At 69.0% G+C, this 26,147-nt stretch carries 25 protein-coding genes and 1 riboswitch; of the genes, 14 read left to right on the forward strand and 11 right to left on the reverse strand.

Annotated features, from left to right (window positions below; genetic code table 11):
* Window positions 1-41: 41 nt before the first annotated feature.
* Window positions 42-300, reverse strand: a riboswitch (cobalamin riboswitch).
* Between the two features lie 34 nt (window positions 301-334).
* The 3 genes from UC35_RS01195 to UC35_RS01205 all read left to right on the forward strand — a co-directional run bounded on the left by UC35_RS01195 (window position 335) and on the right by UC35_RS01205 (window position 2,058).
* Complete coding sequence (locus tag UC35_RS01195; protein ID WP_061495310.1) at window positions 335-544, forward strand: hypothetical protein; 210 nt, start codon at window positions 335-337, stop codon at window positions 542-544.
* The gene (locus tag UC35_RS01200; protein ID WP_061495314.1) at window positions 544-858 is read left to right on the forward strand and encodes a cell division protein ZapA; all 315 of its coding nucleotides are present in this window, start codon (window positions 544-546) and stop codon (window positions 856-858) included. Before UC35_RS01195 ends, UC35_RS01200 begins: the two co-directional genes overlap by 1 nt.
* 387 nt (window positions 859-1,245) lie before the next feature.
* A complete protein-coding gene (locus UC35_RS01205) occupies window positions 1,246-2,058 on the forward strand; it encodes a sulfite exporter TauE/SafE family protein (protein WP_061495317.1) in 813 nt (270 codons plus the stop codon).
* Window positions 2,059-2,089: 31 nt separating this feature from the next.
* On the opposite strand, the gene UC35_RS01210 is transcribed toward UC35_RS01205, so the two are convergent.
* A complete protein-coding gene (locus tag UC35_RS01210) occupies window positions 2,090-3,124 on the reverse strand; it encodes a hypothetical protein (protein ID WP_061495320.1) in 1,035 nt (344 codons plus the stop codon).
* A gap of 91 nt (window positions 3,125-3,215) precedes the next feature.
* On the opposite strand from UC35_RS01210, the gene UC35_RS01215 reads away from it, so the two are divergent.
* The gene (locus UC35_RS01215) at window positions 3,216-3,902 is read left to right on the forward strand and encodes an ArsR/SmtB family transcription factor (RefSeq protein ID WP_061495323.1); all 687 of its coding nucleotides are present in this window, start codon (window positions 3,216-3,218) and stop codon (window positions 3,900-3,902) included.
* Here the strand turns inward: UC35_RS01215 and UC35_RS01220 are convergent.
* Window positions 3,899-4,207 carry a hypothetical protein gene (locus tag UC35_RS01220; protein ID WP_061495325.1) on the reverse strand — a complete coding sequence of 103 codons (309 nt, stop codon included), beginning with the start codon at window positions 4,205-4,207 and terminating at the stop codon, window positions 3,899-3,901. The genes UC35_RS01215 and UC35_RS01220 overlap by 4 nt on opposite strands.
* A gap of 228 nt (window positions 4,208-4,435) precedes the next feature.
* On the opposite strand from UC35_RS01220, the gene UC35_RS01225 reads away from it, so the two are divergent.
* Window positions 4,436-5,284 carry a DMT family transporter gene (locus UC35_RS01225; protein ID WP_061495328.1) on the forward strand — a complete coding sequence of 283 codons (849 nt, stop codon included), beginning with the start codon at window positions 4,436-4,438 and terminating at the stop codon, window positions 5,282-5,284.
* A gap of 22 nt (window positions 5,285-5,306) precedes the next feature.
* Here UC35_RS01225 and UC35_RS01230 read toward each other — a convergent pair whose 3' ends face one another.
* Window positions 5,307-6,275 carry a Bug family tripartite tricarboxylate transporter substrate binding protein gene (locus UC35_RS01230; protein ID WP_061495330.1) on the reverse strand — a complete coding sequence of 323 codons (969 nt, stop codon included), beginning with the start codon at window positions 6,273-6,275 and terminating at the stop codon, window positions 5,307-5,309.
* 45 nt (window positions 6,276-6,320) lie between these two features.
* Window positions 6,321-7,550: a pyridoxal-phosphate-dependent aminotransferase family protein gene (locus UC35_RS01235; protein WP_061495333.1), complete on the reverse strand. Its 1,230-nt coding sequence runs from the start codon at window positions 7,548-7,550 to the stop codon at window positions 6,321-6,323.
* 114 nt (window positions 7,551-7,664) lie between these two features.
* On the opposite strand from UC35_RS01235, the gene UC35_RS01240 reads away from it, so the two are divergent.
* The 5 genes from UC35_RS01240 to UC35_RS01260 all read left to right on the forward strand — a co-directional run bounded on the left by UC35_RS01240 (window position 7,665) and on the right by UC35_RS01260 (window position 13,728).
* Complete coding sequence (locus tag UC35_RS01240; protein ID WP_061495336.1) at window positions 7,665-8,348, forward strand: GntR family transcriptional regulator; 684 nt, start codon at window positions 7,665-7,667, stop codon at window positions 8,346-8,348.
* A gap of 56 nt (window positions 8,349-8,404) precedes the next feature.
* Window positions 8,405-11,404: an FAD-binding oxidoreductase gene (locus UC35_RS01245; protein WP_061503620.1), complete on the forward strand. Its 3,000-nt coding sequence runs from the start codon at window positions 8,405-8,407 to the stop codon at window positions 11,402-11,404.
* Between the two features lie 34 nt (window positions 11,405-11,438).
* Complete coding sequence (locus UC35_RS01250) at window positions 11,439-12,275, forward strand: isocitrate lyase/PEP mutase family protein (protein ID WP_061495339.1); 837 nt, start codon at window positions 11,439-11,441, stop codon at window positions 12,273-12,275.
* Between the two features lie 9 nt (window positions 12,276-12,284).
* The gene (locus UC35_RS01255) at window positions 12,285-12,626 is read left to right on the forward strand and encodes a hypothetical protein (protein WP_061495342.1); all 342 of its coding nucleotides are present in this window, start codon (window positions 12,285-12,287) and stop codon (window positions 12,624-12,626) included.
* Window positions 12,627-12,687: 61 nt separating this feature from the next.
* Window positions 12,688-13,728 carry a hypothetical protein gene (locus tag UC35_RS01260; RefSeq protein WP_061495345.1) on the forward strand — a complete coding sequence of 347 codons (1,041 nt, stop codon included), beginning with the start codon at window positions 12,688-12,690 and terminating at the stop codon, window positions 13,726-13,728.
* A gap of 15 nt (window positions 13,729-13,743) precedes the next feature.
* Here the strand turns inward: UC35_RS01260 and UC35_RS01265 are convergent, their stop codons facing one another.
* Window positions 13,744-15,198, reverse strand: a complete 1,455-nt coding sequence (locus UC35_RS01265) for a homospermidine synthase (protein WP_082792520.1) — start codon at window positions 15,196-15,198, stop codon at window positions 13,744-13,746.
* A gap of 123 nt (window positions 15,199-15,321) precedes the next feature.
* On the reverse strand, window positions 15,322-16,182 hold the full coding sequence (locus UC35_RS01270) for a beta/gamma crystallin-related protein (RefSeq protein WP_061495348.1): 861 nt from the start codon (window positions 16,180-16,182) through the stop codon (window positions 15,322-15,324).
* Between the two features lie 381 nt (window positions 16,183-16,563).
* On the opposite strand from UC35_RS01270, the gene UC35_RS01275 reads away from it, so the two are divergent.
* The 3 genes from UC35_RS01275 (at window position 16,564) to UC35_RS01285 (ending at window position 19,945) form a co-directional block, all read left to right on the forward strand.
* Entirely contained in the window at window positions 16,564-17,226 is a 663-nt protein-coding gene (locus UC35_RS01275) for a phosphatase PAP2 family protein (RefSeq protein ID WP_082792522.1), read from the forward strand.
* A 131-nt stretch (window positions 17,227-17,357) separates the two neighbouring features.
* Window positions 17,358-18,365 (forward strand): glycosyltransferase, encoded by a 1,008-nt coding sequence (locus UC35_RS01280; RefSeq protein WP_082792524.1) that lies wholly within the window; start codon window positions 17,358-17,360, stop codon window positions 18,363-18,365.
* 5 nt (window positions 18,366-18,370) lie between these two features.
* Window positions 18,371-19,945 (forward strand): ArnT family glycosyltransferase, encoded by a 1,575-nt coding sequence (locus tag UC35_RS01285; protein ID WP_061495355.1) that lies wholly within the window; start codon window positions 18,371-18,373, stop codon window positions 19,943-19,945.
* On the opposite strand, the gene UC35_RS01290 is transcribed toward UC35_RS01285, so the two are convergent.
* Window positions 19,890-20,282: a GtrA family protein gene (locus UC35_RS01290; RefSeq protein WP_145979304.1), complete on the reverse strand. Its 393-nt coding sequence runs from the start codon at window positions 20,280-20,282 to the stop codon at window positions 19,890-19,892. The genes UC35_RS01285 and UC35_RS01290 overlap by 56 nt on opposite strands.
* Window positions 20,283-20,302: 20 nt before the next feature.
* Between UC35_RS01290 and UC35_RS01295 the strand changes: the two genes are divergently transcribed.
* Window positions 20,303-21,136 (forward strand): ChbG/HpnK family deacetylase, encoded by an 834-nt coding sequence (locus UC35_RS01295; protein WP_061495363.1) that lies wholly within the window; start codon window positions 20,303-20,305, stop codon window positions 21,134-21,136.
* Here the strand turns inward: UC35_RS01295 and UC35_RS01300 are convergent.
* Genes UC35_RS01300 through lgt form a run of 4 tightly spaced genes read right to left on the reverse strand, consistent with a single transcriptional unit; the run spans window position 21,133 to window position 26,085 of the window.
* Window positions 21,133-22,659, reverse strand: coding sequence for a malonate--CoA ligase (locus tag UC35_RS01300; protein ID WP_061495365.1), 1,527 nt, complete (start codon window positions 22,657-22,659; stop codon window positions 21,133-21,135). The genes UC35_RS01295 and UC35_RS01300 overlap by 4 nt on opposite strands.
* 39 nt (window positions 22,660-22,698) lie before the next feature.
* The gene (locus tag UC35_RS01305) at window positions 22,699-23,688 is read right to left on the reverse strand and encodes a Bug family tripartite tricarboxylate transporter substrate binding protein (RefSeq protein WP_061495368.1); all 990 of its coding nucleotides are present in this window, start codon (window positions 23,686-23,688) and stop codon (window positions 22,699-22,701) included.
* Window positions 23,689-23,736: 48 nt separating this feature from the next.
* On the reverse strand, window positions 23,737-25,233 hold the full coding sequence (locus tag UC35_RS01310; RefSeq protein WP_061495371.1) for a malonyl-CoA decarboxylase: 1,497 nt from the start codon (window positions 25,231-25,233) through the stop codon (window positions 23,737-23,739).
* A gap of 12 nt (window positions 25,234-25,245) precedes the next feature.
* The gene (gene lgt, locus UC35_RS01315; protein ID WP_061495373.1) at window positions 25,246-26,085 is read right to left on the reverse strand and encodes a prolipoprotein diacylglyceryl transferase; all 840 of its coding nucleotides are present in this window, start codon (window positions 26,083-26,085) and stop codon (window positions 25,246-25,248) included.
* Between the last annotated feature and the right edge of the window lie 62 nt (window positions 26,086-26,147).

Here is a 26,147-nt window from a genome sequence, read left to right on the forward strand (position 1 = left end):
GCTTCCCCGCCGGCGACATGGCAACACGGCGGCGCCGCGAGCGGCACCACCACCTTGTTGGCCGGTATCCGGGCTGGCGGAGCGATTTCATCGCCTTCCCAGGCGCGCTTGTTCGTCACGCGCCCAGTGGCTTGTCTTGGATGAAACGGAGGACTGGTCCATGAAGGACGCAGCCCTCGACCGCTTACCGTTGCGGGGGCAGCGCAGGTTGGCAACGCGTTCGACACGCTTTGCGCCCTGCTTCCCGTTGAACTGCGGCATGTGAACCACACCGCGAGCACCAACGTGGACATTTTACGTTGAAATCTGTCACAAAACCCTACAATTCCCTCGCATGAGTGCTGCCCAGATCGAGCAGATTGCCGAGCGCGTGGAGCGCCTGCTGGTGCGCTATGAAGAATTGCAGCGGACCAACGCGTTGCTCACGCAGCAGGTGGAGGTGCTCACCCACGAGCGCGACTCCCTGAAGTCACGCCTGTCCGCGGCCCGCGCGCGCGTCGATGCGCTGCTCGAGCGCCTGCCCGAAATCAAGAGTCCTGCCTGATGAAGCAACTCGAGGTCCAGATCATGGGCCAGAGCTACCTGCTCGCCTGCCCCGACGGGGGCGAGCAGCGAATGCTGGAAGCCGTGGAAAAAGTCGACACGGCGATGTGCAGGATCCGCGACGCGGCCAAGGTCAAGGCGCGCGACCGCATCGCGGTGCTCGCAGCGCTCAACCTGGCGTTCGACTTCAGCGAACGTGCGCTGGCCCCGGCCTCCGTGCCGTCGGCCAGCGCGGAAGACGCATTCGACCCCCGCCTCGACGGCCTGCGGCAGCGGCTCGATAACGCGCTCGGGGACGACGGCCGGCTGATTTGAAACGGCACGCGAGCCGCGCGACACAGTTCGGCTTCCCGCAGCGCTGTCAATTCCCGGAATCATTCATCCTTGCCGGCGTACGGCGATCGGCCCCACGCGGCGTGCGACGACCTACAATGACCTCCGTCTGCGGTGTATTGCCGGGCTTTATATTTCCTTGAACCAATGCTCTTAGAGCACGGGCTTGGAACATCGCTTGGTGAGCGTGATCATCTCGCGTCAGATGAACCCAACGCCAAGTTGACCTCGCCCACCTGAACTCCGGTTCAGGATGCGGCTCGGTGAGCACCACAGACACCTACACCCGTCACGGCGAAGCGCCCTGCGCCTTCGCCGTGACTTTTTTTGCGCCCGCTGCGCAAGCTCCGCAATAGGAAACATCAGCGCATGCTGGCGCCGCAACTCGTCATCGAACTCGCCCTGCTCGGCGTCTGCACGGGCTTCCTGGCGGGCCTGCTGGGCATCGGCGGCGGGATGATCATGGTGCCCTTCCTCACGGCCATCCTGTCGGGGCGCGGCGTCGCGCCGGACCTGGCGGTGAAGATGGCGATCGCGACCTCGATGGCGACCATCATGTTCACCTCCTTGTCCAGCGTGCGCGCCCATGCCCGGCGTGGCTATGTGCGCTGGGACATCTTCAGGCGGCTGGCGCCCGGCATCGTGGTCGGCAGCATGATCGGCAGCCTGGGCGTGTTCTCGCTGCTCAAGGGTTCCTGGCTGGCGACCTTCTTCGGCCTGTTCGTCGGCTTCTCGGCCACCCAGATGTTCCGCGACCGCAAGCCCAGGTCCACCCGGCAGATGCCGAGCACGGCGGGCCAGTTCGCGGTCGGCGGCTCGATCGGTTTCCTGTCGGGCCTGGTGGGCGCCGGCGGCGGCTTCATCAGCGTGCCCTTCATGGCCTGGTGCAACGTGGCCATCCACAACGCGGTGGCGACCTCGGCCGCGCTGGGATTTCCGATCGCAGTCGCCAACGTCGTGGGCTTCGCGATCGCCGGCCAGTCGGTGGCCGGGCTGCCGCCCACCTCCTTCGGCTACATCTGGCTGCCGGGCCTGGCGATGATTGCCCTGGTCAGCGTGTTCACCGCGCCCCTGGGCGCCCGTGCCTCGCATGCGCTGCCCGTGGGCAAGCTCAAGCGGATGTTCGCGAGCATCCTGTACCTGCTCGCGGCGTACATGCTCTGGAAGGGGCTCGCGGGCTAGCGTCCCCACAGGACACTGACGTCCCGTACGTTCAGGATTCGAAGGCAGGAATGCGCGCGTTGGGCAGCGGCCGATAGCCGGCGGGCCGGCCGAACATGCGGCGCAGCAACTCCTGCTCGTGCAGGGCGCACAAGGCCGCCGCCGCGATCTCGGCAGCGATGGCGGCACCCGGGCAGGCATGGGCCGCGCTGCCGAATGCCAGCGCCGGCGAGGCTTCCTCCTGCACGGCGCTGGCCAGCAGCACCAGCACGCCCTGCCCTGCGCGGATCGCCTGCCCATCGAGCACGAGGTCCGCCGCCGCGAAGCGCCGGGTGTTGTGCACCGGCGGGTCCGCAACCAGCACTTGCGCCACCAGTTCGCGCCACGCCCCGAGCTGCGGGGGCGGCGCGGCTGCCGCCAGCGCGGCCTTGGCGGTGTTGCCGGCCAGGGCGGCCGTCGCATCGACGGACTGCTGCATCAGCGCGATGCGGTTGGCCGCGCCGGGCCGGTCGAGGCCGAGGCGCTCGCCCTGCGCCATCAGCTGGTCGGCGGCCGAGTTGCCGATCTCGATGGCGCGCGGCGTGGCCTGGGGCGCGATGCCCGCGACCACATCCAGCACCGCCTGCACCGTCATGTCCCGCTGCCCGGGCGGCACCCCGAGGAGGCGCGCCATCGCTTGCGCCGGCACCTGGACCAGCCAGCGATCGGCGGCAACGCGTCCCGCGAGTTCGCGCACCGCCGCGCTCGCCGCATCGGTGACGCCGGCCCGATCCCACTTCGCCGCCTGCGCCTGGACCGCCGGCCGGTGCCGCTGATGGAAGTCGCCGTCGTTCATCCGCACCAGCAAGGCGAAGACCTCGCCCAGCGGCGTGCCCGCGAGCGCCGCCGGCACGGGCTCGGCCGCGGGCCGCACGCGCAGCTGCGGATGGGCCAGCGCCGCGCGCACCGCGGCGGCGCCGGCCGCGACCCACAGGCCGAGCGCATCGTCGAAGGCGAGCGGACGTTCGCGGCGCAGGCGGGCGTAGTACGCGTAAGGGTGCTCGTGCGTCACGGCGCTGATGGGGTCGCGGGGCTCGGCGTTCGTCATGCAGTTAGGGCCTGTTAACGCGTTAACAGGCCCTAGTTTCGACAAGCCCTGCGCCTTTGTCCAGCAACAACAGTTCGAGTACGATCAAAGCGTGGAATCCGAACCCGACCTCGCGCGCATCGCCGCCACCGTCGGTGACGCGCGGCGCATCCGAATGCTGGCGCTGCTCATGGAAGGCCGCGCCCTCACCGCCAAGGAGCTCGCGCTGGGAACGGGCGTGGAGCCGGCGACCGCCACCTCGCACCTGAAACGCCTGGTGGACGACGGCCTGCTGGTCGCCGCGTCGCAGGGCCGGCACAAGTACTTCCGCTTCGCTTCCGAGCAGGTGGCCCAGCTGGTCGAATCGCTGATGCGCGTGGCGCCGCGCCGCAAGGCACCGGCGCCGGCCGCGCACGAGCCCATCCGCGCAGCACGCTTTTGCTATGACCATCTCGCCGGCAGCCTGGGCACCGGGCTGCTGGCGTTGTGGCTGCGCAAGGGCTGGCTCGCCGACGGCGGCGACCCCAAGCAACTGGAGGTGACGGCGCGCGGCGAGAAGGCCCTGGCGGCCCTGGGCGTGGACCTGGCAGCAGCGCGCGCGCGGCGGCGCCAGTTCGCCTGCCGCTGCCTCGACTGGTCCGAGCGGCAGGACCACCTGGGCGGCGCGCTCGGGGCGGCGGTGGCGGAGCACTTCCGCGCCCAGCGCTGGATCGAGCGCAGCAAGCACAGTCGCGTGGTGCGCGTCACGCCGCAGGGCGAGCGCGAACTGCGCCGGCTCGGGCTGGCAGAGCCCCGCTAAGCCCCGCCGATCGCTACGATGACCCGGCCGGTGCCATCGCAGGTGCGGCATGCCTTGCCATCGCGCCGGCCCGTGCCGCCGCAGTCGGGGCAGAGGTCCTCGCCGGCGCCGGGGGTGCCAGCCGGCGCCTCGTCGCCGGGACTCATCGACGGGCCGGCGCCGCTGGGCGTGGGCAACGAGGCATCAGCCGCAGCGATGTCGAGGGACGCGCCAGGGTCTTCCTCACCCGCGACCGATTCGTCCCGCTCCTTGTCATCGCTGCCGGGCGCGCCGCCCCGCGATCTGGAACTCTTGCCTGCCATCATGTCGCCTCCTGCAGCGCGATCCTTGCTTCCATCCGGGGCCGTCGAGCTTGCTGATGGGCTCGCGACCGATGCGGATGCCTGGATCGGGTGGAACCATTCGACCGCGAAGTTCAGCGCGGGCGGCGCTCGGCCTATGCAACAAGCCCGGGAAGGCGTAACGCTGCCGGGCATGGTCGCGCGGGTTCGCTGCTATAAAGCAGCTCGAACTCATGCGAAGGATCGCGAAAGATGTCGCGCGCGCGCTTGATCCTGCTCACGGCGCTGACGATGGCGGCCTTCGCCGGCAATTCGCTGCTGTGCCGGCTGGCACTCGCCCACACCGCCATCGATGCGGCGACCTTCACGACCGTGCGCCTCGCGTCGGGGGCGGCCATGCTGTGGCTGCTGACCCAGTGGCGACCCGTCACCAGCGGCAGCGGCGGCGGCCGCTGGCTGTCGGGGCTGGCCCTCTTCGCCTACGCGGCCTGCTTCTCGTTCGCCTACATCAGCCTGCCGGCCGGAACCGGGGCGCTGCTGCTGTTCGGTGCGGTGCAGGTGACCATGGTGCTCCACGACCTGCGCAGCGGCAAGACGCCGCGGATGGCGCAGGCGGCGGGCATGGCGCTGGCGGCCGCCGGCCTGGTCTGGCTGGTGCTGCCGGGCGTCTCGGCGCCGCCGCTGCTGGGCTCCCTGCTGATGCTCGCCAGCGGCGTGGCCTGGGGCATCTACTCGTTGCGCGGACGGGGCGCGGGTGATCCGACCCGCGTGACCGCCGGCAACTTCCTTCGGGCCGTTCCCTTCAGCATCGCGCTGAGCATCGCCGCCGCCGGCGCCCTGACGCTGGACCCGGCCGGGGTGGCCTACGCCCTCGCCTCGGGCGCGATCACTTCGGCCATCGGCTATGTGATCTGGTATTCGGTGCTGCCCTCGCTCAGCGCCACCAGCGCCGCCACCGTGCAACTGAGCGTCCCCGTGATCGCCGCGTTCGGCGGCATCGTGCTGCTGGGCGAGAACCTGACGCTGAGGCTGGTGGCGTCCTCGATCGCCATCCTCGGCGGCATCGCCATGGTCATTCGCGACAAGGGCCGCGGCGGATGATGCCGCGGCGGCCCTTGTGCGTCTAGCCTTCGTACTTGACCTTGGCGTCCTTGATCACCCGGCTCCATTTCTTGGTTTCGGCGGCAATGAAGCGCTCGAAATCCAGCGGGCTGCCGCCGGCGTCCTCGGCGCCGACCGCGGCCAGCTTTTCCTTGACGTCGGGCATCTCGAGGACCTTGTTGACGTCCTCGTTCATGCGCCGCACATAAAGCGAAGGCATCTTGCCCGGTCCGACCAACCCATACCAGGTGCTGGCATCGAAGCCGAGGTAGCCCAGGTCATGCAGCGTGGGCAAATCCGGGTAGGCCTTGGAGCGGTTGATGCGGGTCTGCGCGATCGCCAGCACCTTGCCGCTTTTCACATGCGGCGTGGCGGCGGCCATGGTGTCGAAGCTGTACAGGATCTGGCCGCCCATCAGGTCGGCCAGCAGCGGGCCGGAGCCGCGGTAGGGCACGTGCAGCAGATCCACCTTGGCGGTGTTCTTGAACATCTCCAGCGCCAGGTGCTGGGCCGAACCGTTGCCCGCCGAGCCGAAGCTCAGCTTGCCCGGATTGGCCTTGCCCTCGGCCACGATGTCCTTGACGGTCTTGGACTTCACATTCGGCCAGGCGATCAGCAGGTTGGGCGTGACGCCCACGCGCACGATCGGCGAGAAGTCGCGCTCGACGTTGTACGACAGCTTGGGCACCAGGCCCGGGGCGATGGCGTGCGAATTGATGTGCGCCATCAGCAGCACGCTGCCATCCGCGGGTGCCTTGGCCACCAGGTCTGCGGCGATGACGCCGGCCGCGCCGGCCTTGTTCTCCACCACGATGGTGGTGTTCCACATGGTCTGCAGCTTTTGCGCGAGGATGCGCGCCAGCGCATCGGTGCCGCCGCCGGGCGGGAACCCCACGACGATCCGGATCGGCCCCGCGGGAATCCCCTGGGCCCTCACGGACGGAAGCGCCAGGGCGGCGGCGCCGGCGGCGATGATCGAACGTCTCTTCATGCTTCCTCCTTTTTCCGGATTGCAGAACTCAGAGCACCCGGGCCCTCACCCGGAATGTAGCTGTGCCAATCGCACCGCGTTCGAGGCGAAATAGTCCATCGCCGCCTGAACGCCCGACCCGGCGAGCTTGACGCCGGACAGTTTCAGTCCCATCTCGCAGCCCGCCACGGCCGCCACCAGGGTGAGGTCGTTGCAGTCGCCCAGGTGGCCGATTCGGAACATCCGGCCCTTGACCTTGCCCAGGCCGGTGCCCAGCGAGCAATCGAAACGCTCGTAGATCACGCGCCGCACGGCGTCCGCATCCACGCCCTCGGGCATCATCACGCCGGTCAGCACCGGCGAATACACCGCCGGGTCGGCGCACTGGATGTCCAGGCCCCAGGCGTTCACCGCGGCGCGCACGCCCGCCGCCCAGCGCTGGTGCCGCGCGAACACCGCCGGCAAGCCGCCGTGCTGCGGCGACAGCAGCATGTCGCAGGATTCGGCCAGGCCGTACAGCAGGTTGGTGTTGGGCGTGTAGGGCCAGTAGCCGCCCTTGTTCATCTCGATGATCTCGTCCCAGGCCCAGAAGGACTTCGGCAGCCTGGCCGTCTTGCTGGCCTCGATGGCCCTGGGCGAGACCGCATTGAAGCTGATGCCCGGCGGCAGCATGAGGCCCTTTTGCGATCCGCTGACCGTCACGTCCACGCCCCACTCGTCGTGGCGGTAGTCGGCCGAGGCCAGGCCCGAGATGCTGTCGACCATCAGCAGTGCCGGATGGCCGGCGGCGTCGATCGCCCGTCGCACCGCCGCGATGTCACTGGTGACGCCGGTGGAGGTTTCGTTGTGGACCACGCACACCGCCTTGATCGCGTGCTCGCGGTCGGCCCGCAGGCGCTCTTCGATCATGTGCGCCTGCACGCCGCGGCGCCAGCCTTCGATGCCGGGCAGCCCCAGGAACTCGGTCTTCAGGCCCAGTCGCGTCGCCATCCTGTTCCACAAGGTGGCGAAGTGGCCGGTCTCGTACATCAGCACGTGATCGCCCGGGCTGAGGGTGTTGGCCAGCGCCGCTTCCCAGGCGCCGGTGCCCGACGCCGGATAGATGATCACGGGATGCCGGGTCTGGAAGACCTGCGCGATGCCCTCGAGAACGCGCCGGCCCAGCACGGCGAACTCGGGACCGCGATGGTCGATGGTGGGCAGGCTCATCGCCCGCAGGATGCGGTCCGGCACGGGGGACGGGCCGGGGATCTGCAGGAAGTGGCGTCCGGTGGGGTGGTTGTCGAGCGTGAGCATGGTTCGGGCGGCGTCCGCGAATGGCTCATTTTTGCATACAAAGTGAAAACCCGGGCTGGCGTATGCTCTAGACGCAAGTTTTGAAATCAGCTTTTTTGCATACAAAATACACGAATGAGCGGCGTCGTCCCCCTCCCGCCTGCCACGCTCCATGAGCAGGTCGCGCAGCGCCTGCGCCGGATGCTGGTCGAGGGCGGCATCGCGCCCGGCGCCAAGCTGAACGAGCGCGAGCTGTGCGAGGAACTGCTGGTGTCGCGCACGCCGCTGCGCGAAGCGATCAAGATGCTCGCGGCTGAAGGCCTGGTGGAGTTGCTGCCCAACCGTGGCGCGATCGCCGTGTCGCTATCGGAAACGGACGTGCTCTACACCTTCGAGGTCATGGCCGGGCTGGAGGCGCTGTCGGGAGAACTGGCGGCGCAGCGCGTCACCGATGCCGAGCTTGCCGAGATCAAGGCGCTGCACTTCGAGATGCTCGCGGCCTACACCCGCAGCGACCTGTCCACCTACTACGGGCTGAATGCCCGGATCCACAGCGCGATCAACGCCGCCGCCAAGAACCCGGTGCTCACCGCCACCTACAACCAGGTCAACGCCCGGCTGCAGGCGCTGCGCTTCCGCTCCAACCAGGACGGCGCCAAATGGAAGCGCGCCGTGATGGAACATGAAAAGATGGTCGACGCCCTCACGACCCGCAATCCGGCGGCCATGCGCGTCGTGATGCTCACCCACCTGCACAACAAGCGTGATGCCGTGATCGCCCAGTTGCGCCAGGCCGCCGTGGCCGGAGGCGCCGCGTGAACGCACCGTTGTCCCTTCATGCGGCCCGCCGCCCGGCCGGCGGCGCCTACGAGGCCGTGGCGCGCACAAGCAACGAAGTCGCCGGACGGCTGGCGCAGCGGCTGGCGCAGGAGACGCAGGGCGAAGTCCTGTTCTCCGCCGCCGACCGCGGCCGCTATGCCACCGACGCCTCGATCTACCAGGTGATGCCCACCGGCGTCTTCGTCCCGGCCTCGCACGAGGATGTGGCGGCCGCCCTGGACATCTGCCGCGAGCTGAAGGTGCCCATCGTCCCGCGCGGCGCCGGCACCAGCCAGTGCGGCCAGACGGTGGGCGCGGGCCTGGTGATCGATCACGCCAAGCACATGCGCAGGGTGCTGGCCGTCGACGCCGAAGCGCGCGTCGCCGAAGTCGAGTCGGGCATCGTGCTGGACCACCTCAACCTGGCGCTGAAGCAGCACGGCCTGTGGTTCCCGGTGGACGTGTCGACCAGCGCGCAGGCCACCCTGGGCGGCATGGCCGGCAACAACTCCTGCGGCAGCCGCAGCATCGCCTACGGCAACATGGTGCACAACGTCCTGGGCGCGCAGGCCTGGACCTCGGACGGCGCGCTGCACCGCTTCACGCGCCTGGAGGACTGCGAAGGCCGGGCCCGCGAGATCGGCCTGCAGGTGCGCGAACTCGCCGCCACCCTGGCGCCGGAGATTGACCGGCGCTGGCCCAAGGTGCTGCGACGGGTCGGCGGCTACAACCTCGACATCTTCCGCAACCAGAACCCGCTTGCCTACACCGGGGACGGTTCGGTGAACCTCGCGCACCTGCTGGTGGGCAGCGAAGGCACGCTCGCCCTGACCCGCTCGCTCACCCTGCGGCTGTCCGAGCTGCCCCGGGCCAAGGTGCTGGGCGTGGTGAACTTCCCGACCTTCTACAAGGCGATGGACTCGGCCCAGCACATCGTCAAGCTGGGCGGCGACGGCACGCTGACGGCGGTGGAGCTGGTCGACCGCACCATGATCGAGCTGTCGCTGCGCAATCCCGCCTTCGCGCCGGTGATCCGCAGCGCCGTGATCGGCCAGCCCGATGCGGTGCTGCTGGTCGAGTTCTCGGGGCCGGACAAGCCATCGCTGGTGCGCAAGCTCGACGAGCTGGTCGAGCTGATGGGCGACCTGGGCCTGCCGGGCTCGGTCGTGCGCATGGAAGACGACGCGCCGCAGAAGAGCCTGTGGGAAGTGCGCAAGGCCGGCCTCAACATCATGATGAGCCTCAGGGGCGACGGCAAGCCGGTGAGCTTCATCGAGGACTGCGCGGTGCCGCTGGAACACCTGGCCGAGTACACCGACGGACTCACGCAGGTGTTCCGCAAGCACGGCACCCGCGGCACCTGGTATGCGCATGCCTCGGTGGGCACGCTGCACGTGCGGCCGATCCTGGACATGCGCACCGATGGCGCAGCCAAGATGCGGGCCATTGCCGAGGAGGCTTCGGCCCTGGTGCGCAAGTACAAGGGCGCCTACAGCGGCGAGCATGGCGACGGCCTGTGCCGCGGCGAGTGGATTTCCTGGCAGTTCGGACCCAGGATCGGCGAGGCTTTCGGCGAAATCAAGAAGCTGTTCGACCCGATCGGGCTGCTCTCGCCCGGGCGCATGGTCGATCCGCCGCGCATGGACGACACCCGCCTCATGCGCTTTCCGCCCAGCTACCGCGTCATTCCGCTGAAGCCGGCGCTGGACTGGAGCGCCTGGGACGTGCAGAACGACCCGGCCACTGAGCGCACCACCCGACCGGGCACCGGCGGCGATCCCGCCCTCGGCTACGCCAAGGCGGTGGAGATGTGCAACAACAACGGACACTGCCGCAAGTTCGACGCCGGCACCATGTGCCCGAGCTACCGCGTGACGCGCGACGAGCGTCACCTCACCCGCGGGCGCGCCAACACCCTGCGCCTGGCGCTGTCCGGCCAGCTCGGCCCGGAGGGCCTGGTCGGGCCGGAAGTCCAGGAAGCGCTGGACCTGTGCGTGAGCTGCAAGGGCTGCAAGCGCGACTGCCCGACCGGGGTGGACATGGCGCGCATGAAGGTGGAGTTCCTGCATCACTACAAGAAGAAGCACGGCCACACCCTCCGGGACAAGCTGGTTGCCCGGCTGCCGGACTATGCGCGCCGGGCGAGCGCGGTCGCCGGCCTGCTGAACCTGCGCAACCGCAGCCCGCTGCTCGCGAAGCTGGGCGAGAAGATGCTGGGCCTGTCCGCCCGGCGCAGCCTGCCGCGGTGGCAACGCCGGCACTTCTTCAACGACGCGCCGCGCACCGCCACCCGCGACGAGGTGCTGGCGGCCGCCCGGCCGGTGGTGCTGTTCGTCGACACCTTCAATGGCTTCTTCGAGTCGGCGAACGCGCGCGCGGCGCTGAAGGTGCTGCAGGCCGCCAACTACACGGTGCATGTGGCCGCCAAGCTGAAGGACGACGGCAGGCACCTGTGCTGCGGCCGCACCTTCCTGGCCAGCGGCATGGTGGACGAGGCCCGGGCCAAGGCCGCGGAGCTGGTGGCCTCGCTCGCCCCCTTCGCCGAGAAGGGCATCGCCATCGTCGGGCTGGAGCCCTCGTGCCTGTTCACGCTGCGCGACGAGATGCTGGCCATGGGCCTGGGCGACGCGGCGCGCAAGATCGCCGACCAGGCGCTGCTGTTCGAGGAATTCCTGGCGCGCGAAGCGAAGGCGGGATCGCTCGATGGGCTCAAGGCCCGTCTGCGGCCGCTGGCGCAGCGCGTGCTGCTGCACGGCCACTGCCACCAGAAGGCTTTTGCCGCCGTCAGTCCCGTCATCGACGTCCTCAAGCTCATCCCCGGCGTCGAACCGGCCTTGATCGAGAGCAGCTGTTGCGGCATGGCCGGCAGCTTCGGCTACGAGGCGCGCCACTACGAGCTTTCCATGCAGATGGCCGAGCTGAGCCTGCTGCCGGCCGTGCGCGAGGCGCCCGACGCGATCGTGGTCGCCGACGGCACCAGCTGCAGGCACCAGATCCACGACGGAGCGCAGCGCGAGGCGGTGCACGCGGCGGTGCTGCTGGCCGCGCAGCTCTGACGCTCGCCAGCCAGAGGTCCCCACCGGAGGCATCATGACCCTCACCACCCAGGACAAGCGCGCGCGCTTCCGCACCCTGCACCGGCAGGGCTGCTTCGTCATTCCCAATCCCTGGGACGTGGGCAGCGCCCGGATGCTGGAAGGCCTCGGCTTCCAGGCCCTCGCGACCACCAGTTCCGGATTCGCCTGGTCGCAGGGCCGGGCCGACGGCGGCGCGTCGCGTGCCATGGTGCTCGACCACTTGCGGACGCTGGCGGCGGCGACCGACCTGCCCGTCAACGCCGATTTCGAAAGCGGTTTCGCGGCCGACCCGCAGGGTGTCGCCGAAAGCGTCCGCATGGCGGTGGACACCGGCGTCGCCGGCATCTCCATCGAGGACTCGACGGGCGACGCCGCCGATCCGATCCGGGATATCGCGGCCGCGGTCGAGCGCATTCGCGCTGCCCGTGCCGCCATCGACCACTGCGGCGGCGACACGCTGCTGGTCGGGCGCGCGGAGAACTTCTTGTGGGGCCGCACCGATCTAGAGGACACCCTGGCCCGGCTGCGCGCCTATTCCGACGCGGGCGCCGATTGCCTGTATGCCCCCGGCATCCGGACCCGGCAGCAGATCGAGGCCGTCGTCGCCGCCGTCGCGCCCAAACCGGTCAACCTGCTCATCGGGTCGGCCAGCGAGTTCACGCTGCAGGACGTCGCGGCCATGGGCGTGCGGCGCATCAGCGTGGGCGGCGCCCTGGCGCGCGCGGCCTGGGGCGGGTTCCTGCGGGCCGCGCGCTCGATCGCAGAGCAGGGCAGATTCGACGAATTCGCCAACGCAGCGTCGGGCAATGAGCTGAACGCCTTCTTCGGCAAGCTTCACCCGTCGCGATAGCCGTCGATCATGAGCCGCCCGAACGAGCAGGTCACGGACCTCGAGGCGCTGCAAGGCCTCGCTACCGACCTGCAGCGCCAGGCGGACGCAGCGACGCTGGCCTATGAACGCGCGTCCACCGTCAGGTATTGCGCCATCTTCATCCCAATCCCGTTCCTGGTGCTGCTTCTGAGATTCCACATGGGGGCCTTGAGCTACTACCTCGCCGGCGGGCTGTTCATGGTCGTTCTCGTGGCCATGTATGCGCTGGACCTGGCCGCGCTGAAGAAGCGTGACCAGGCGATCCAGGATGCGGCGCGCGCGCAGGAAGCTTGCGACCAGGCGGCGCGAACGTCGCAGCACACCGGGTAGAAGGCACCACGACAGCTTGCCGTGCGGCGGCTGACGGCGCATGCCGCATTAGGATTGCGCCATGCGTATCCTCATCCTCGGCGGAAGCGGTCTCACCGGACCCCACCAAGTCCGCTACGCGCTGCAGCGCGGCCACGAAGTCACCTTGTTCAACCGCGGCCGTGCCTCGCTTCCGGAGGACCTGCGCGCTGTCGAACAACTGCACGGAGACCGGTCGACCGGCGACCTGCATTCATTGCGCGGTCGAGAGTGGGACGTCTGCATCGACAACCCCACTGCCTTGCCGTCGTGGGCGCGTGAGGCGGCGACACTCATGGAGCACCAGGTCGCGCACTACATCTTCGTCTCGACGATCTCCGTTTATGCCGACCTGAGCCGGCCGGTCTCCGAAGACTCGCCGTTGGCGCGCTATGAAGGGACCGATCCGTGCGCCGAGACGCTGGAATCGCTTCGTGCGTCCGGAATGAAGCTGTACGGCCCGCTGAAGGCGCAATGCGAACGCGAAATCCGGCAGCGATTCCCCCAGGCCAGTTCCATCGTCAGGCCCGGCCTGATCGTCGGCCCCGGCGATGCCACCGACCGCTTCACCTACTGGCCCCTGCGCGTGCGGCGCGGCGGCGAGATCCTCGCGCCCGGGACGCCGGCCGACCCCGTGCAGCTGATCGACGCGCGCGACCTGGCCGAGTGGACCATTCGCCTCGCCGAGCAGCGCATCCCCGGCGTGTTCAACGCGACTGGGCCGGGCCACGGGCTGACGATTGGCGCGATGCTCGATGAAATTCGCGCTGCGGTTCCAGGCGCCACGACATGCACCTGGGTGCCCGCCGGGTTCCTGGCGGAACAGAAGGTGACGCCCTGGAGTGATCTCCCCACCTGGGTCCCCGCGGACGGAGAAGCTGCCGGCATGATGCGGGCGGACACTCGGCGCGCGCTCGCCGCCGGACTCCGCTTCCGCCCCCTGGCGGACACCGTGCGCGAGACGCTGGCGTGGTTCGACAGCCTGCCCCCGGATCGGCAGGCGTCGCTGCGCGCAGGGCTGGCACCCGATCGGGAACGCGTCGTGCTGGACGCGTGGAAATCGCAGGTCGCTCTGGGCCGGTGAGAATTTGCGCCTGGCCTACTTCACGCGGAAATTCAGGAACTGCCAGGGATCCGCCGGGTCGGTCTCTTCGGGATAGAGCTCGGAGCGTCCGCGCAGCGGGGTCCAGTCGCCCCACACGCCGGCCAGCTCCCCCAGCCAGGGAGCGGCCACCTCCAGCACGGTGTCGTGGTCCAGTTCCTCAGGTTCCACCACGCCGCATCGCGGGTGACGCAGCGCCCACACCATGCCGCCCAGCACGCCGGCCACCACCTGCAGGCTGGTGGCGCTGTTGTACGGTGCGAGCTCGCGCGCCCGGCCGATCGACAGCCGCGAGCCGTACCAGTACACGCCGCGCTCGTTGCCCATCAGCAGCACGCCCAGTTCGTCGGTGCCGCTGTCGATCTCGTCGCGCAGGATGCGGTGCCGCTGCTGCAGCTGCCCGTTGCGGCCGGCGAGCTCGTGCAGCGACAGCACGGTGTCGTCGCAAGGATGGTAGGCATAGTTCACCGTGGGCCGGTAGGCCACGCGGCCGCCCTCGCGCAGGGTGAAGTAGTCGGCGATGGAGATCGACTCCGCGTGCGTGACCAGGAAGCCGTGGTAGCTGCCCTCCAGCGGCGTCCAGCTGCGCACCCGCGTGGCCACGCCCGGGCGCTCGAGGTAGATGGCGGCGCCGCAGCCGTGGCCGTGCCGCCCGGCATCGGCCGGCCAGTGCCGCTCGTGCGTGCCCCAGCCTAGCTCCGAAGGTTGCAGGCCTTCGTCCACGAAGCCGTCCACCGACCAGGTGTTCACGAATTCATCGCGGAGCTTGCGGCGCGAGGTGGTCTGCGTGTCGCGCTCCGCTATGTGGATCACCTTCACATCCAGCGCCTGGGCCAGGCGCGGCCAGTCTTGCGGGACTTGCGGGCGCGGCAGCGCCAGGCCCAGGTCCGACGCCATCTGCAGCAGCGCCTGTTTGACGAAGGACGACACCAACCCCGGGTTGGCGCCCTGGGTCAGTAGCGCCGTTGGTCCGCGCGGATGGTCCCGCGACCAGGCCAGCACCTCTTCGCGCAGGGCGTAGTTGGAGCGCTCCGAAGCGGACAGGCGCGGGTTGTCATAGCGACCCAGCCAGGGCTCGCAGCAGGTGTCCAGGTAGAGAGCCCCCCGGCGGCGGCAGAACTCGATCAGCGCCAGGCTCGAGACGTGCACCGACAGGTTGAGCAGGAAGTCGCCTTCGTGCAGCAGCGGCGAGAGCACCTGCTCGAAATTGCCCGGGGTCAGTGCCGTGACGATCAACTCTGCGCCCAGGCGCGCCGCGACATGGGGACACTCGGCCCCCGGCGTCACGATGGTGGTGCGCCCGCGCGCGACACCCAGCGCGGGCTCCAGCACAGGCAGCACGCCCTGTCCGACACAGCCGAAGCCGACCATGACGATCCTGCCCGGGAAGGTGGCGTGCCGCACCGGGCGCGGCTCGATGGCGCCAGCGGTCGCGAGGCCTGCATCGTGCATGGCACGCCTCCTTGGCCAGGGTACGGAGGCCTATTTTGCACACATGAGCCGCACGCCGTGTGGCGCGCGGCTGCTCGGCAGTGGCCCGAAAGGGCCGCGCGGCGACCCTGTCGGGCAGGCGCTTTACAGGCGGGGCTCGCCCTGGGCGTTGACCAGGATCACGCGCCCGGGCGGCGTCGTCATCTGCATGCGATGCTCGACGCCGCGGAACTGGTAGTTCACGTCCCAGTACTCGGGCTTGGTGTTGTTCACCGTTTCGCAGCGCTGCACGTCCTGGCCGACCACGCGCGGGGCGTTGCCGTCCGTGGTGGCGACCTTGGAGCCGATCACCGCGCCGGCGATGGCGCCGCCTGCGGTGGCGATGTCCTTGCCGTGCCCGCCGCCGACCTGGTGGCCCAGGATGCCGCCCACGATGCCGCCGATCACGGCGCCGCCGATGTTGTTCGCCGGCGTGGCCGGCTCGGCCACCTGCTGGCGCTCGACCCAGCAGCGCTGGTTGGGGGGGCCGACCACCGCGCGCGCGGACGTCACCGGTGCTTCATACACCGTCTCGTTGCCGCGCCGTTGCCAGCGCTCCTCCACCACAACCGGCTGGGGGGCCACGGCCACCGGCTGCGGCGCCACGACCACGGGCTGCGGTGCCGGCACCACGACCACCTGCTGGCGGCGGCCTTCCACCGGGCGCACCGAGGACACCCGGTCGTCCATGCCGAGCTCGCGCAGCGAGGGGTAGCCGCCGCGGCTCAGGATGGCGCAACGGCCCTCGAAACGGGGACGGTCGCACACCTCCCACTGGCCGCGCTCGACCACGATGGACGAGGCGCGGTCGTCGAAGTCGGCGCGCTCCAGGTTCCAGATGCGCTCGTGGGTCGTCAGCGAGCGACCACGAAAGTCTTCACGCGAGTAGAAGGTGATCTGCGCTGCGGCATGGCCGGCCGCGACCAGGGCGGCGGCAGCAAGGGCGGTCTGGAGGCTTCGTTTCATGGCTTCAACTCCTCTGTTCATTGAACTCCGGGCGGTCTGCGCGCCGGTTCTTCCAAAACGCGAATCGGCACGCCGCTGACGACGGCGCGCCTGTAAAAGATGAGTTAAGTTTGTATGAAGCTCGTCAGCAGCCGCTGTTACAGCGGCCTCACAGCCGACAAAAAGCGCTGCCGCGCGACTTTTTCAGCGCAGAAAGCGCCGTCGCGGCCCCCCAGGGTCAGTTCGACGAAGCGTGAGTCCCCTCGCCCGGCTCGCGCGAGGCATTCCGGCCCGCTCTTGCGCGCAGGGCCCGGACGAACACCCGGACATTGTCATCCCGGCGTCGCTCGTTCGTACCGCTCTTAAGCTTGCCTTAAAGTCGCCGGTCCATCATGGGTGGACATGCAAGCGTCCACCTATCGAATGGCCTGGGTCTCGGCCGCGGCGTTCGCGGTCCTCCTGTCATGGGACTTTTCCGGCCTCGACGTCGCCATGGCGCAGGTCGCCGGCGGAGGGGGCGGCTTCCCGCTTCGGGACAACTGGCTTCTTGACACGGTCCTGCACGACGGCGCCAAGTATGCCGCCTGGCTGTTCGAGCTTGCGCTGTGCCTGATGGTCTTCTGGCCATTGGGGCCGTTGGCCCGGATACCGTTTGCGCGGCGCCTCCAGCTCGCCGTGAGCGTCGTGCTCGGGGCGGGCCTGATCACCGCGCTCAAGGCGACCAGCCACACCAGCTGTCCCTGGGACCTGCGGGAGTTCGGCGGTGTCGCGAGACACCTTTCCCACTGGACCGGATGGCTGAAACCTGACGGTGGGGGTGGCCACTGCTTCCCCGCGGGCCATGCGTCCTCGGGCTTCGCCTTCCTGGGCGGGTACTTCGCATTCCGACATGATGAGCCGCGCATCGCCCGGCTCTGGCTCCTCGCGGCGCTGGCTGCGGGCTTGGTGTTTGGGTTCTCACAGCAGCTGCGCGGCGCTCACTTCATGAGCCATACCCTGTGGACCGGTTGGCTCTGCTGGATGTCGGCCTGGCTGACGGACCGGCTGACCGGCCGGGCCGCCTGACCCGCCTCTTTAGCAGGCTGCGCGGCCGTAGCGCGGTTTTGAGTTCTTAAGTTGGCCTTAAGCCGAACACCGCCATAGTGCTCCCGCCTCGATCGTGTCGATCGTCACGATCACGTGGCACCGAGATCCAGATGAACGCAGTCCGCGAACGCTTTTCGCTGTCTGAGCTGCGCGAAGACACCGACACCGGTCATCGCAGCGGTCCCACCACCTTGTCCTGCGTCATTCCCAGCCGGAATGAGGCAGGCAACCTGCCCCTGCTGTTGTCGCAACTGGGTCAATTGCTGCCCCGGTTGGCGCCAGCCTGGGAGGTGATCCTGGTCGACGACGGCAGCACCGATGACACGCCGAGGCTGATGGCCGAGTGGGCCCGGCTGCCCGGGTTCCGCGTCATCCAGCTGTCCCGTAATTTCGGCAAGGAGGCTGCGCTCACTGCGGGCCTGGAGGCCTCCGCCGGCGATGTGGTGGTGATGATGGATGCCGACCTGCAGCATCCGCCGGCACTGCTGGAGGAGATGGTGGCCCAGTGGCGGCAGGGCGCCGACGTGGTCTATGCCATGCGTACCGGCCGCGCCGACGAGCCCGCATTCAAGCGCATCGGCACGCACCTGTTCTACCAGCTGCTCAATCGCTTCGAGCGGGTCAAGGTGCCGGAGGGGGCGGGCGACTTCCGCCTGCTCGATCGCAAGGCGGTCGACGCGCTGCTGGCACTGCCCGAGCGCAACAGATTCATGAAAGGCCTGTACGCCTGGATCGGCTTCGACGCGGTCGCCGTGCCCTACTTCCCGCAGCCGCGCGCCAGTGGCCGCAGCCATTTCGACCTGAGCCGGCTGCTGCGCCTGTCGATGGCTGCATTGACAGCATTCACCAATTGGCCGCTGCGCGTCGTCGGCGCGCTAGGCACCGTCCTGGCCGTGGCGTCCTTCGCCTATGCCGCCGACCTGACGATCGAATACATGCTCTATGGCCATCAGGTTTCAGGCTGGACCACCATCGTCGTGGTGCTGATGCTCTTTTTCGGTGTGCAGATGATCTTCCTGGGCATCATCGGCGAATACATCGCGCGAATCTTCGAGGAAGTGAAAGGCCGCCCCCTGTACCTCGTCAAGCGGGAACTGGGGCGCGGCCTGGCGAAGTAGCGCGCATGCATGATGTGAAGCGCGCGCTCCTGCGTTCGTTCTGGACGCCGCTGGCCCTGGCAGCGCTGTGGCTCACGGCCACGATCGGGGCGCGGCCGCTCGCACTGCCCGACGAGGGCCGCTACGTGGGTGTCGCCTGGCAGATGCTCACCAGCGGCGACTGGCTGACGCCGCGGCTGGACGGCCTGCCCTACTTCCACAAGCCGCCGCTGTTCTTCTGGATCACGGCAGCCTCGCTCGGCATGTTCGGCCAGCATGAGTGGGCCGCCCGTCTGGCGCCGCTGCTGGGTGCGTTCCTGGGCCTGGGCTCGATCTACCTGTTTGCCAGCCGCTGGTTTTCCCGGCGCGCCGGACGCTTGGCGCTCCTGGCCCTGGCGACGCAGCCGCTGTTTTTCGTCGGCGCCCAGTTCGCGAACCTGGACATGCTGGTGGCGGGCTGCATCACCGCGGCCATCGCGGCGCTGGCCCATGCGGCCCTGCTGCGCCCGCATGGCCGGCGCTCGCACGCGGCGCTCGCCGCCGGCTACCTGTTCATGGGCCTGGGGGTGCTGTCCAAGGGACTGATCGGCATCGTGCTGCCAGGACTGGTGCTGGTGAGCTGGTTGATGCTGCGCGGGCAATGGCGCCCCCTGCTCTCGCTGATCTGGCTGCCCGGCATCGCATTGTTCCTGCTGGTCGTCGCGCCCTGGTTCGTGCTGGTGCAGCAGCGGTTCCCGGAGTTCAGCCACTACTTCTTCGTCGTTCAGCATTTCGCCCGCTATGCCACCGGCGGCTTCAACAACCGGCTGCCTGCGTACTTCTACCCGGTCGTGTTGATCCTGTTCGCCTTGCCCTGGACAGCCTGGATGTTCGTCGGCGCGCGTGCCGGCGCCTGGCGCGACCCGGAACGAGGCGCAGTGCGGCAGCTGGCCTGGATCTGGATGCTGGCGATCGTCGCCTTCTTCTCCCTTCCGGAGTCCAAGCTGGTGGGGTACATCCTGCCCGCTGCGGCGCCGGCGGCGCTCCTGGCCGCCGACGGCTTCGAGCTACTCGCGGCCCGCTGGGCGCGCGCGGCGCTCTGGTGGCGCGGGGGCGCGGCAGCGGCAGTGCTGGCCTGCCTGGCCGCTGTCATTGCCGCCACGGCTCTCCCGCGCAATTCAACGCGCGAACTGGGCCTGGCCTTGCGGCGCGAACTGGCGCCGGTCGACCGGGTGATGTTCCTGCAAGCCTATTACTTCGACCTGCCGTTCTACGCCAGCATGCATTCGCCAGCCGCGGTGGTCGATGCATGGGATAGCAAGGAAATCGGCACGCGCGACAACTGGCGCAAGGAGCTGTTCGATGCCGCCCGGTTCCAGCCCGCGCTCGGCCGGCAGCTGCTGCTGCGGCCGCAGGACCTGCAGGCTGGCGGATGCGGCGGCGCGGTCACCTGGGTGGTCGGCAGCGAGGGCCTGCAGCAGCACTATCCGCTGCTGCAGGGCGCCGAAGAAGTCGCGCGGCAGCGCGATCTGCGGCTGTGGCGCGTCTCGGCGGCGCGATCCGGCATCAGCCCGCCGGACTGCCCCGGAATGCCCATCGCGAACTCAGCAGATAAGTCGTGACCGCCACGCCCACCAACACCCCGGCCAGCAGCACGTCATACCTCAGCGCGCTGAAGCGAAGCAGCAGCGCGTATGCCGATTCGTTGGCCAGAAAGCCAGCCAGCGAGATGGCGAAGAAGCGCGGCAAGGCGTGCATCCAGGTGGCCCCACGGCCGCGGAAAGTCAGCAGCCATTGCCCCAGGAAGGAGACCACGAAGGCCAGCAGCCAGCCGGCCACGTTGGCCAGCAGCGGCACCCATCCGAGCGTCTCCACCAACTGCACCACGGTGCCGAAATGCAGGGCCGCAGCCGTGCAGCCGACGGCGACGAACCAGGACAGCCGCACCAGCCTGCTCACGCGGGAAGGCCTTGCTTGAAATGACCGCTGCACAGCGCCGCTTGACCATCTGTGCGGACGACTACGGCCTGGATGCCGGCGTCAATGCCGCGGTCCTGGCGCTGTCGCGCCAGGGCCGGGTCAGCAGCACCAGTTGCATGACGGGCGCGCCGCATTGGCGCAGCGGCGCGCCGGCCTTGCGCGAGCTCGCTGGGGGGGAGCTTGAAACCGGGCTGCATCTGGACCTGACGGAATTCCCCTTCGACCGCCGCTTGCGCCAACCGCTTGCGGGCTGGCTCGCGCGCAGCTACCTGCGCATGATCCCGCGCGCCGCCTTGCGCGCGGAAATCGAGGCTCAGCTCGATGCATTCGAAGCTGGCCTCGGCCGCCCCCCGGCCCATGTGGACGGTCACCAGCACGTGCACCAGTTCCCGGTCGTGCGCGAGCTGTTGCTGCAAGCACTCCGGAAGCGTTATCCGGCGAAGCAACCCTGGCTGCGCTCCACGCGCCCGCCCGCGGGCGACCCCGCGCGCAAGGCCCGGGTGGTCGAGGCCCTGGGAAGCCGCGCCCTGGCACGGCTGGCGGCCAGCACGGGATTTGAACTGAACGGGCATCTGCTCGGGGTCTACGATTTTCGGGGCGATGCAGCCCGCCATCTTGCCCTGCTTGGCGATTGGCTGGCCGCCAGCCAGGATGGCGACGTCCTCATGTGCCATCCCGGGCTTGGGGTGCCGGCCGGTGATTCCATTGCGGCGGCGCGCCAGCTCGAATACGAGGCCCTGTCCGGGCCTGGCTTTGGCGAGCTGCTGGCGCGATCGGGGGTGCATGTCGCGCCGTTCTCCCGGGCAAGTTGTGCCCGGATCGACGACGACTAGGCGAACAGTCCCCGGTGCGCTTCGCGCAGCAGGTTCTTTTGCACCTTGCCCATGGTGTTGCGCGGCAGTTCGGTGACCACGAAGCAGCGCTTGGGGATCTTGAAGTTCGCCAGCTGCGCCTTGAGCGCGGCGATGATCTCGCCGCCATCGAGCTGCGCGCCCGGCTTGGGGATCACGACGGCCACGCCCACTTCGCCGAAATCCGGATGCGGCACGCCCACCACGGCGCTTTCGGCCACGCCGGACATCTCGTTGATGTAGCCCTCGATCTCGGCGGGATAGACGTTGTAGCCGCCGCTGATGATCAGGTCCTTGCTGCGGCCGACGATGGTGACGTAGCCGCGCTCGTCGATCTTGCCGACGTCACCGGTCTTGAACCAGCCGTCGCCGGTGAACTCTTCCCTGGTCTTCTCCGGCATGCGCCAGTAGCCCTTGAACACGTTCGGCCCCTTGACCTGGATGCCTCCGATCTCGCCGGCGGGCACGGCCTGACCCTGGTCGTCGCGCACGCGCACCCCGACGCCCGGCAACGGGAAGCCCACGGTGCCGCCCCGGCGCTCGCCATCACCCGCCTCGTAGGGGTTGGAGGTGAGCATGATGGTTTCACTCATGCCGTAGCGCTCCAGGATGGTGTGGCCGGTGCGCTCCTGCCACTCGCTGAAGGTCTCGATCAGCAGCGGCGCCGAACCCGAGATGAACAGGCGCATGCCGCGCACCGCCTCGCGCGTGAGCGCCGGCTCGGCCAGCATGCGCACGTACAGCGTGGGCACGCCCATGAACACGGTCGCGCGCGACATGGCGGCGATCGCGGTCCGCGGTTCGAACTTGCCGAGCCAGATCATCTTGCTGCCATTGAGCAAGGCGCCGTGCAGGGCCACGAACAGCCCGTGCACATGGAAGATCGGCAGCGCGTGGACCAGCACGTCGCCAGGGCGCCAGCCCCAGTAGTCCTTGAGCACCCGGGCGTTGGACAGCAGGTTGCCGTGCGTGAGCATCGCGCCCTTGCTGCGCCCGGTGGTGCCGCTGGTGTAGAGGATCGCCGCCAGGTCGTCCGCCGCCCTCGCCTCGATCTCGTGCTGGTCCGGGTGGTGCACCGCCCGCTCCAGCAGCGAGCCGCTGCGGTCGTCGTTGAGCGTCAACACATGCTGGGTGCCGGCGCGGAACGCGATCTTGCTCACCCAGCCGAAGTTCTTGCCGGTGCACACGACCACCGCCGGCTCGGCGTTGCCGATGAAGTATTCGATCTCGCCGCTCTGGTAGGCGGTGTTGAGCGGCAGGAAGACGAAGCCTGCGCGCAGCGTCGCCAGGTACAGCATCACGGCTTCGACCGACTTCTCCACCTGCACGGCGATGCGCGAGCCGGCCGGCAGCCGCAGCGAGCGCAGCAGGTTGGCCATCATGGCCGTGCCGCGGTCGATGTCGCGCCACGAATAGACCAGGCCGCCGTCGGTTTCAATGGCAGGCTGGTCCAGGTCCTCGGGAAAGGCGGCGCGCAGGGCCGCGAACAGGTTTTCGTTCGTCATGACCGGAATTTTGCCGCGCCGGCCCGCGCGCTTCAGCCACTAGTCCAGTTTTGCACCGGAGGCCTTCACCACCGCCGACCAGCGCTGGATCTCGCCGTGGATGAAGGTGGCGAACTGCTGCTGGCTCAGGTTCGGGAACTCCGCGCCCTGCCCGGCCCAGACCGCCTTGAGTTCCTCCGACTGCACCGCCTTGCGGACTTCGTCGACGATGTGCGTCTGCAGGTCCGCCGGCGTGCCCTTGGGCGCCCACAGGCCGTACCAGGTGGTCACCGTGTAGTCGGGCAATCCGACGTCCGCCGCACAGGGCACATCCGGAAAGGCCGGGTTGCGCTTGCTGCCCGACACCATCAGCGCCTTGATGCGCCCGCCCTTGATGTGATTGGCCGAAGAGCCCAGGCCGTCGAACATCATGTCGACATTGCCCGCGATCAGGTCCTGCAGCGCCGGGCCCGCCCCCCGGTACGGGATGTGCGTGATGAAGGTGTTGGTCTGCTGCTTGAACAGCTCGCCCGCCAGGTGATGCGAGGTTCCGCTGCCGGCCGAGCCGTAGTTGTACTTGCCGGGGTTGCGGCGCATGAGCTCGATGAAGCCCTTGTAGTCGTTCGCGGCCACGCGCCGGGGATTGATCACCACCACCTGCGGCACGCTGGCGACCAGCGTGAGCGGCACGAAGTCCTTCTCCAGGTCGTAGTCGAGCTTGGGATACATGGACGGCGCGATCGTGTGGTGCACCGCGCCCATGAAGACGTTGTAGCCGTCCGGTGCCGCGCGCGCGGCCACCGAGGCGCCCACGGTGCCGCCCGCGCCGCCCTTGTTGTCGATGACCAGCTGCTTGCCGGTCTGCTTGGCGAACTGTGCGGCCAGCGGGCGCGCGAAGGCGTCGGTGCCCCCGCCGGCGGGGAACGGCACGACCATCATGACCGGCTTGGCGGGCCAGGCCGAGGACTGGGCGTGGGCGAAGGGCATGGCCAGCAGGGCGCCCGAAGCCGCCGTGCGCAGGACATCGCGCCGCGTGAAGCGGTGGTTCATCTTTGTCTCCTTGGTTTTTTTGGGACCGGCCTCTCGTCGGGCCGCGCCTCAAAAATACAGGTCTTCGATGGCCCCAGAAATCGGGATTTGTCCCTGCGCCAGCATGCCGCGGTACCGGTCGAGCCGCTTGACGTCGTACAAATAGTTCACCATGAGTCCGAAAGACTGCTTCAGCCCCTTGGTCGACGGGTCACCCGCCATATTGAGCCGCTCGATGCGCGCGCCATTGCCGAGGTGGAAGCGCGCCACCGGGTCCAGCGGCCGGCCCTCGTGCAGCTCCTTGCCCAGGTAGTGCGCCGCGCATTGCAGCAGGAACTGGCGGACCGGTGACTTGGGATCGAGCACCAGCGGCTTCTCCCAGGCGGCCAAAAGGCGCTGTGCGTCCGCCTCGCCGCCCAGCGCCCGGGCGAGTTCCGCCTTGGGCTTGGGCTCGAGCTTGTCCAGCATTTGCGCGCCGTTCTTCGCCAGCCAGGCCCGCAGGCCGGGAATCGGCGACAGTGTCGCGAAGGTCCGCAGGCGCGGGAACTCGGCCTTGAGCGTTTCCACCACCCGCTTGATCAGCGAGTCGCCGAAGCTCACGCCGCGCAGGCCCGGCTGGGTGCTGCTGATCGAATAGAAGATCGCCGTGCTGGCCCGTTGCGGATCGGCCGACGCCGCCGTCTCGTCCAGCAGGGGGGTGATGCTGGCGGCCATCTCGTTCATCAGCGCCACTTCGACGAAGATCAGCGGCTCGCCTTCCAGGCGCGGATGGAAGAAGCCGTAGCAGCGGCGGTCGCTGTCCAGGCGGTTTTTGACGTCGTCCCAGCCGCGGATGTCGTGCACCGCCTCGTACTTGATCAGCTTTTCCACCAGCGAGGCGGGTGAGTCCCAGCTGATGCGGCGCAGCTCCAGGAAAGCGACGTCGAACCAGGTGGAGAACAGGTGCTCGAGCTCGGCGTCCAGGGCCAGCAAGCGGCGGTCGCCCGCGAGCTGCGGCAGGAGCTCGGCGCGCAGGTCGACCAGGAAGCGCATGCCCTCGGGAAACACCGCAAACCGCTGCATCAGGCGGGTGCGCGCCGAAACGAACGCGCGGCGCAGACGGATCTCGGCCTCGCCTTCCTCCTGCGTGCCGTGCGCGGCCTCGTACTGCTGGCGCGCGGCACGGATCTTCTTTGCGTCGGGCGCGAACTGCTCGCTCATGAGCAGCCAGCAGTCACGCCGCTCCCCGGGCGTGGCCTTGGCGTACCAGGCAGCGAACTCGCGTGCGCGGCGCCCGCCCTCGACTTCGCTCACCTGCGGCTCGGCGATGGCCCGCAGCTCGGCCAGCGTGCGCCGCAGCGCGCGCGGCGACAGCGCTTCCTGCTCCCGGCGCAAGGTGGCCTTCAGTCGCTCGGGGATGGGGCGACCGCCGCGGCCCGGCTCGGCCTTCGCCTGCGCCTTGGGCTCCGTCCTCGCCGCCTCTGGCTCGACCCGGGCATCCCCGCCGCCCTCGAGCGCCGCCACTGCGCGTGGTTCGAAGGCCTGGCGCAACAGCGGCATGCGGGTGAGCCAGTCGCCGGTCTTCATGGGTTTCCCGGCCTATGGCCTCGCTGCCAGGGGCTGGGGCCGCCGCGCGGCGGCCCAGGTCCACAGCAGGATGCCCGCCAGGATCATCGGGACGCACAGCCACTGGCCCATGCTCAGGCCGCTCGCCTGCTGCAGCCACTGCAGGTGGGCGTCGGGTTCGCGGAAGTACTCGGCCACGAATCGCAGCACGCCATAGCCGATGAGGAAGACGGCGGACACCTGCGCCTCGCGCCGCTCCTTGCGCGCATACAGCCACAGCAGCACGAACAGCAGCAGTCCTTCCAGCAGGAACTGGTAGATCTGGGAGGGATGGCGCGGGACCATGGTGCCGCTTTGCGGGAAGATCATGGCCCAGGGCAGCGCGGCATCGGCGGCGCGGCCCCATAGTTCGCCGTTGATGAAATTGCCGATGCGGCCGGCCGCCAGCCCCAGCGGCACGCAGGGCGCCACGAAGTCCATCACCTGCCAGAAGGGCTTGTGGCGGGAGCGGGCGAACCACCACTGCGATGCGATCACGCCCAGCATGCCGCCATGGAAACTCATGCCGCCCTGCCACACGAAGAAGATCTCCAGCGGGTGCGTCGCGTAGTACACGGGCTTGTAGAAGAGGCAATAGCCCAGCCGCCCGCCGATCACCACCCCGAGCACGCCCAGGAACAGCATGTCCTCCACGTCCCGGCGCGACCAGGCGCCCGGCCCCTGTACCGACGCATAAGGCTGGTGATGCAGCCGGCGCAAGGCCAGCAGCATGAACAGCGCAAACGCGGCCAGGTAGGTCAGCCCGTACCAGTGGATTGCCACCGGCCCCAGCTGGATCGCCACCGGGTTGATATGCGGAAACGTCAATGTCATGCAGCCTATTTTGCGGCAAGGCCCAGGCGCGGGGGCTCGAACTGGGCCTTGGATCGCCCGTC

Origin of the sequence: Ramlibacter tataouinensis (genome assembly GCF_001580455.1) — a bacterium.
GTDB classification, from domain to species: domain Bacteria; phylum Pseudomonadota; class Gammaproteobacteria; order Burkholderiales; family Burkholderiaceae_C; genus Ramlibacter; species Ramlibacter tataouinensis_B.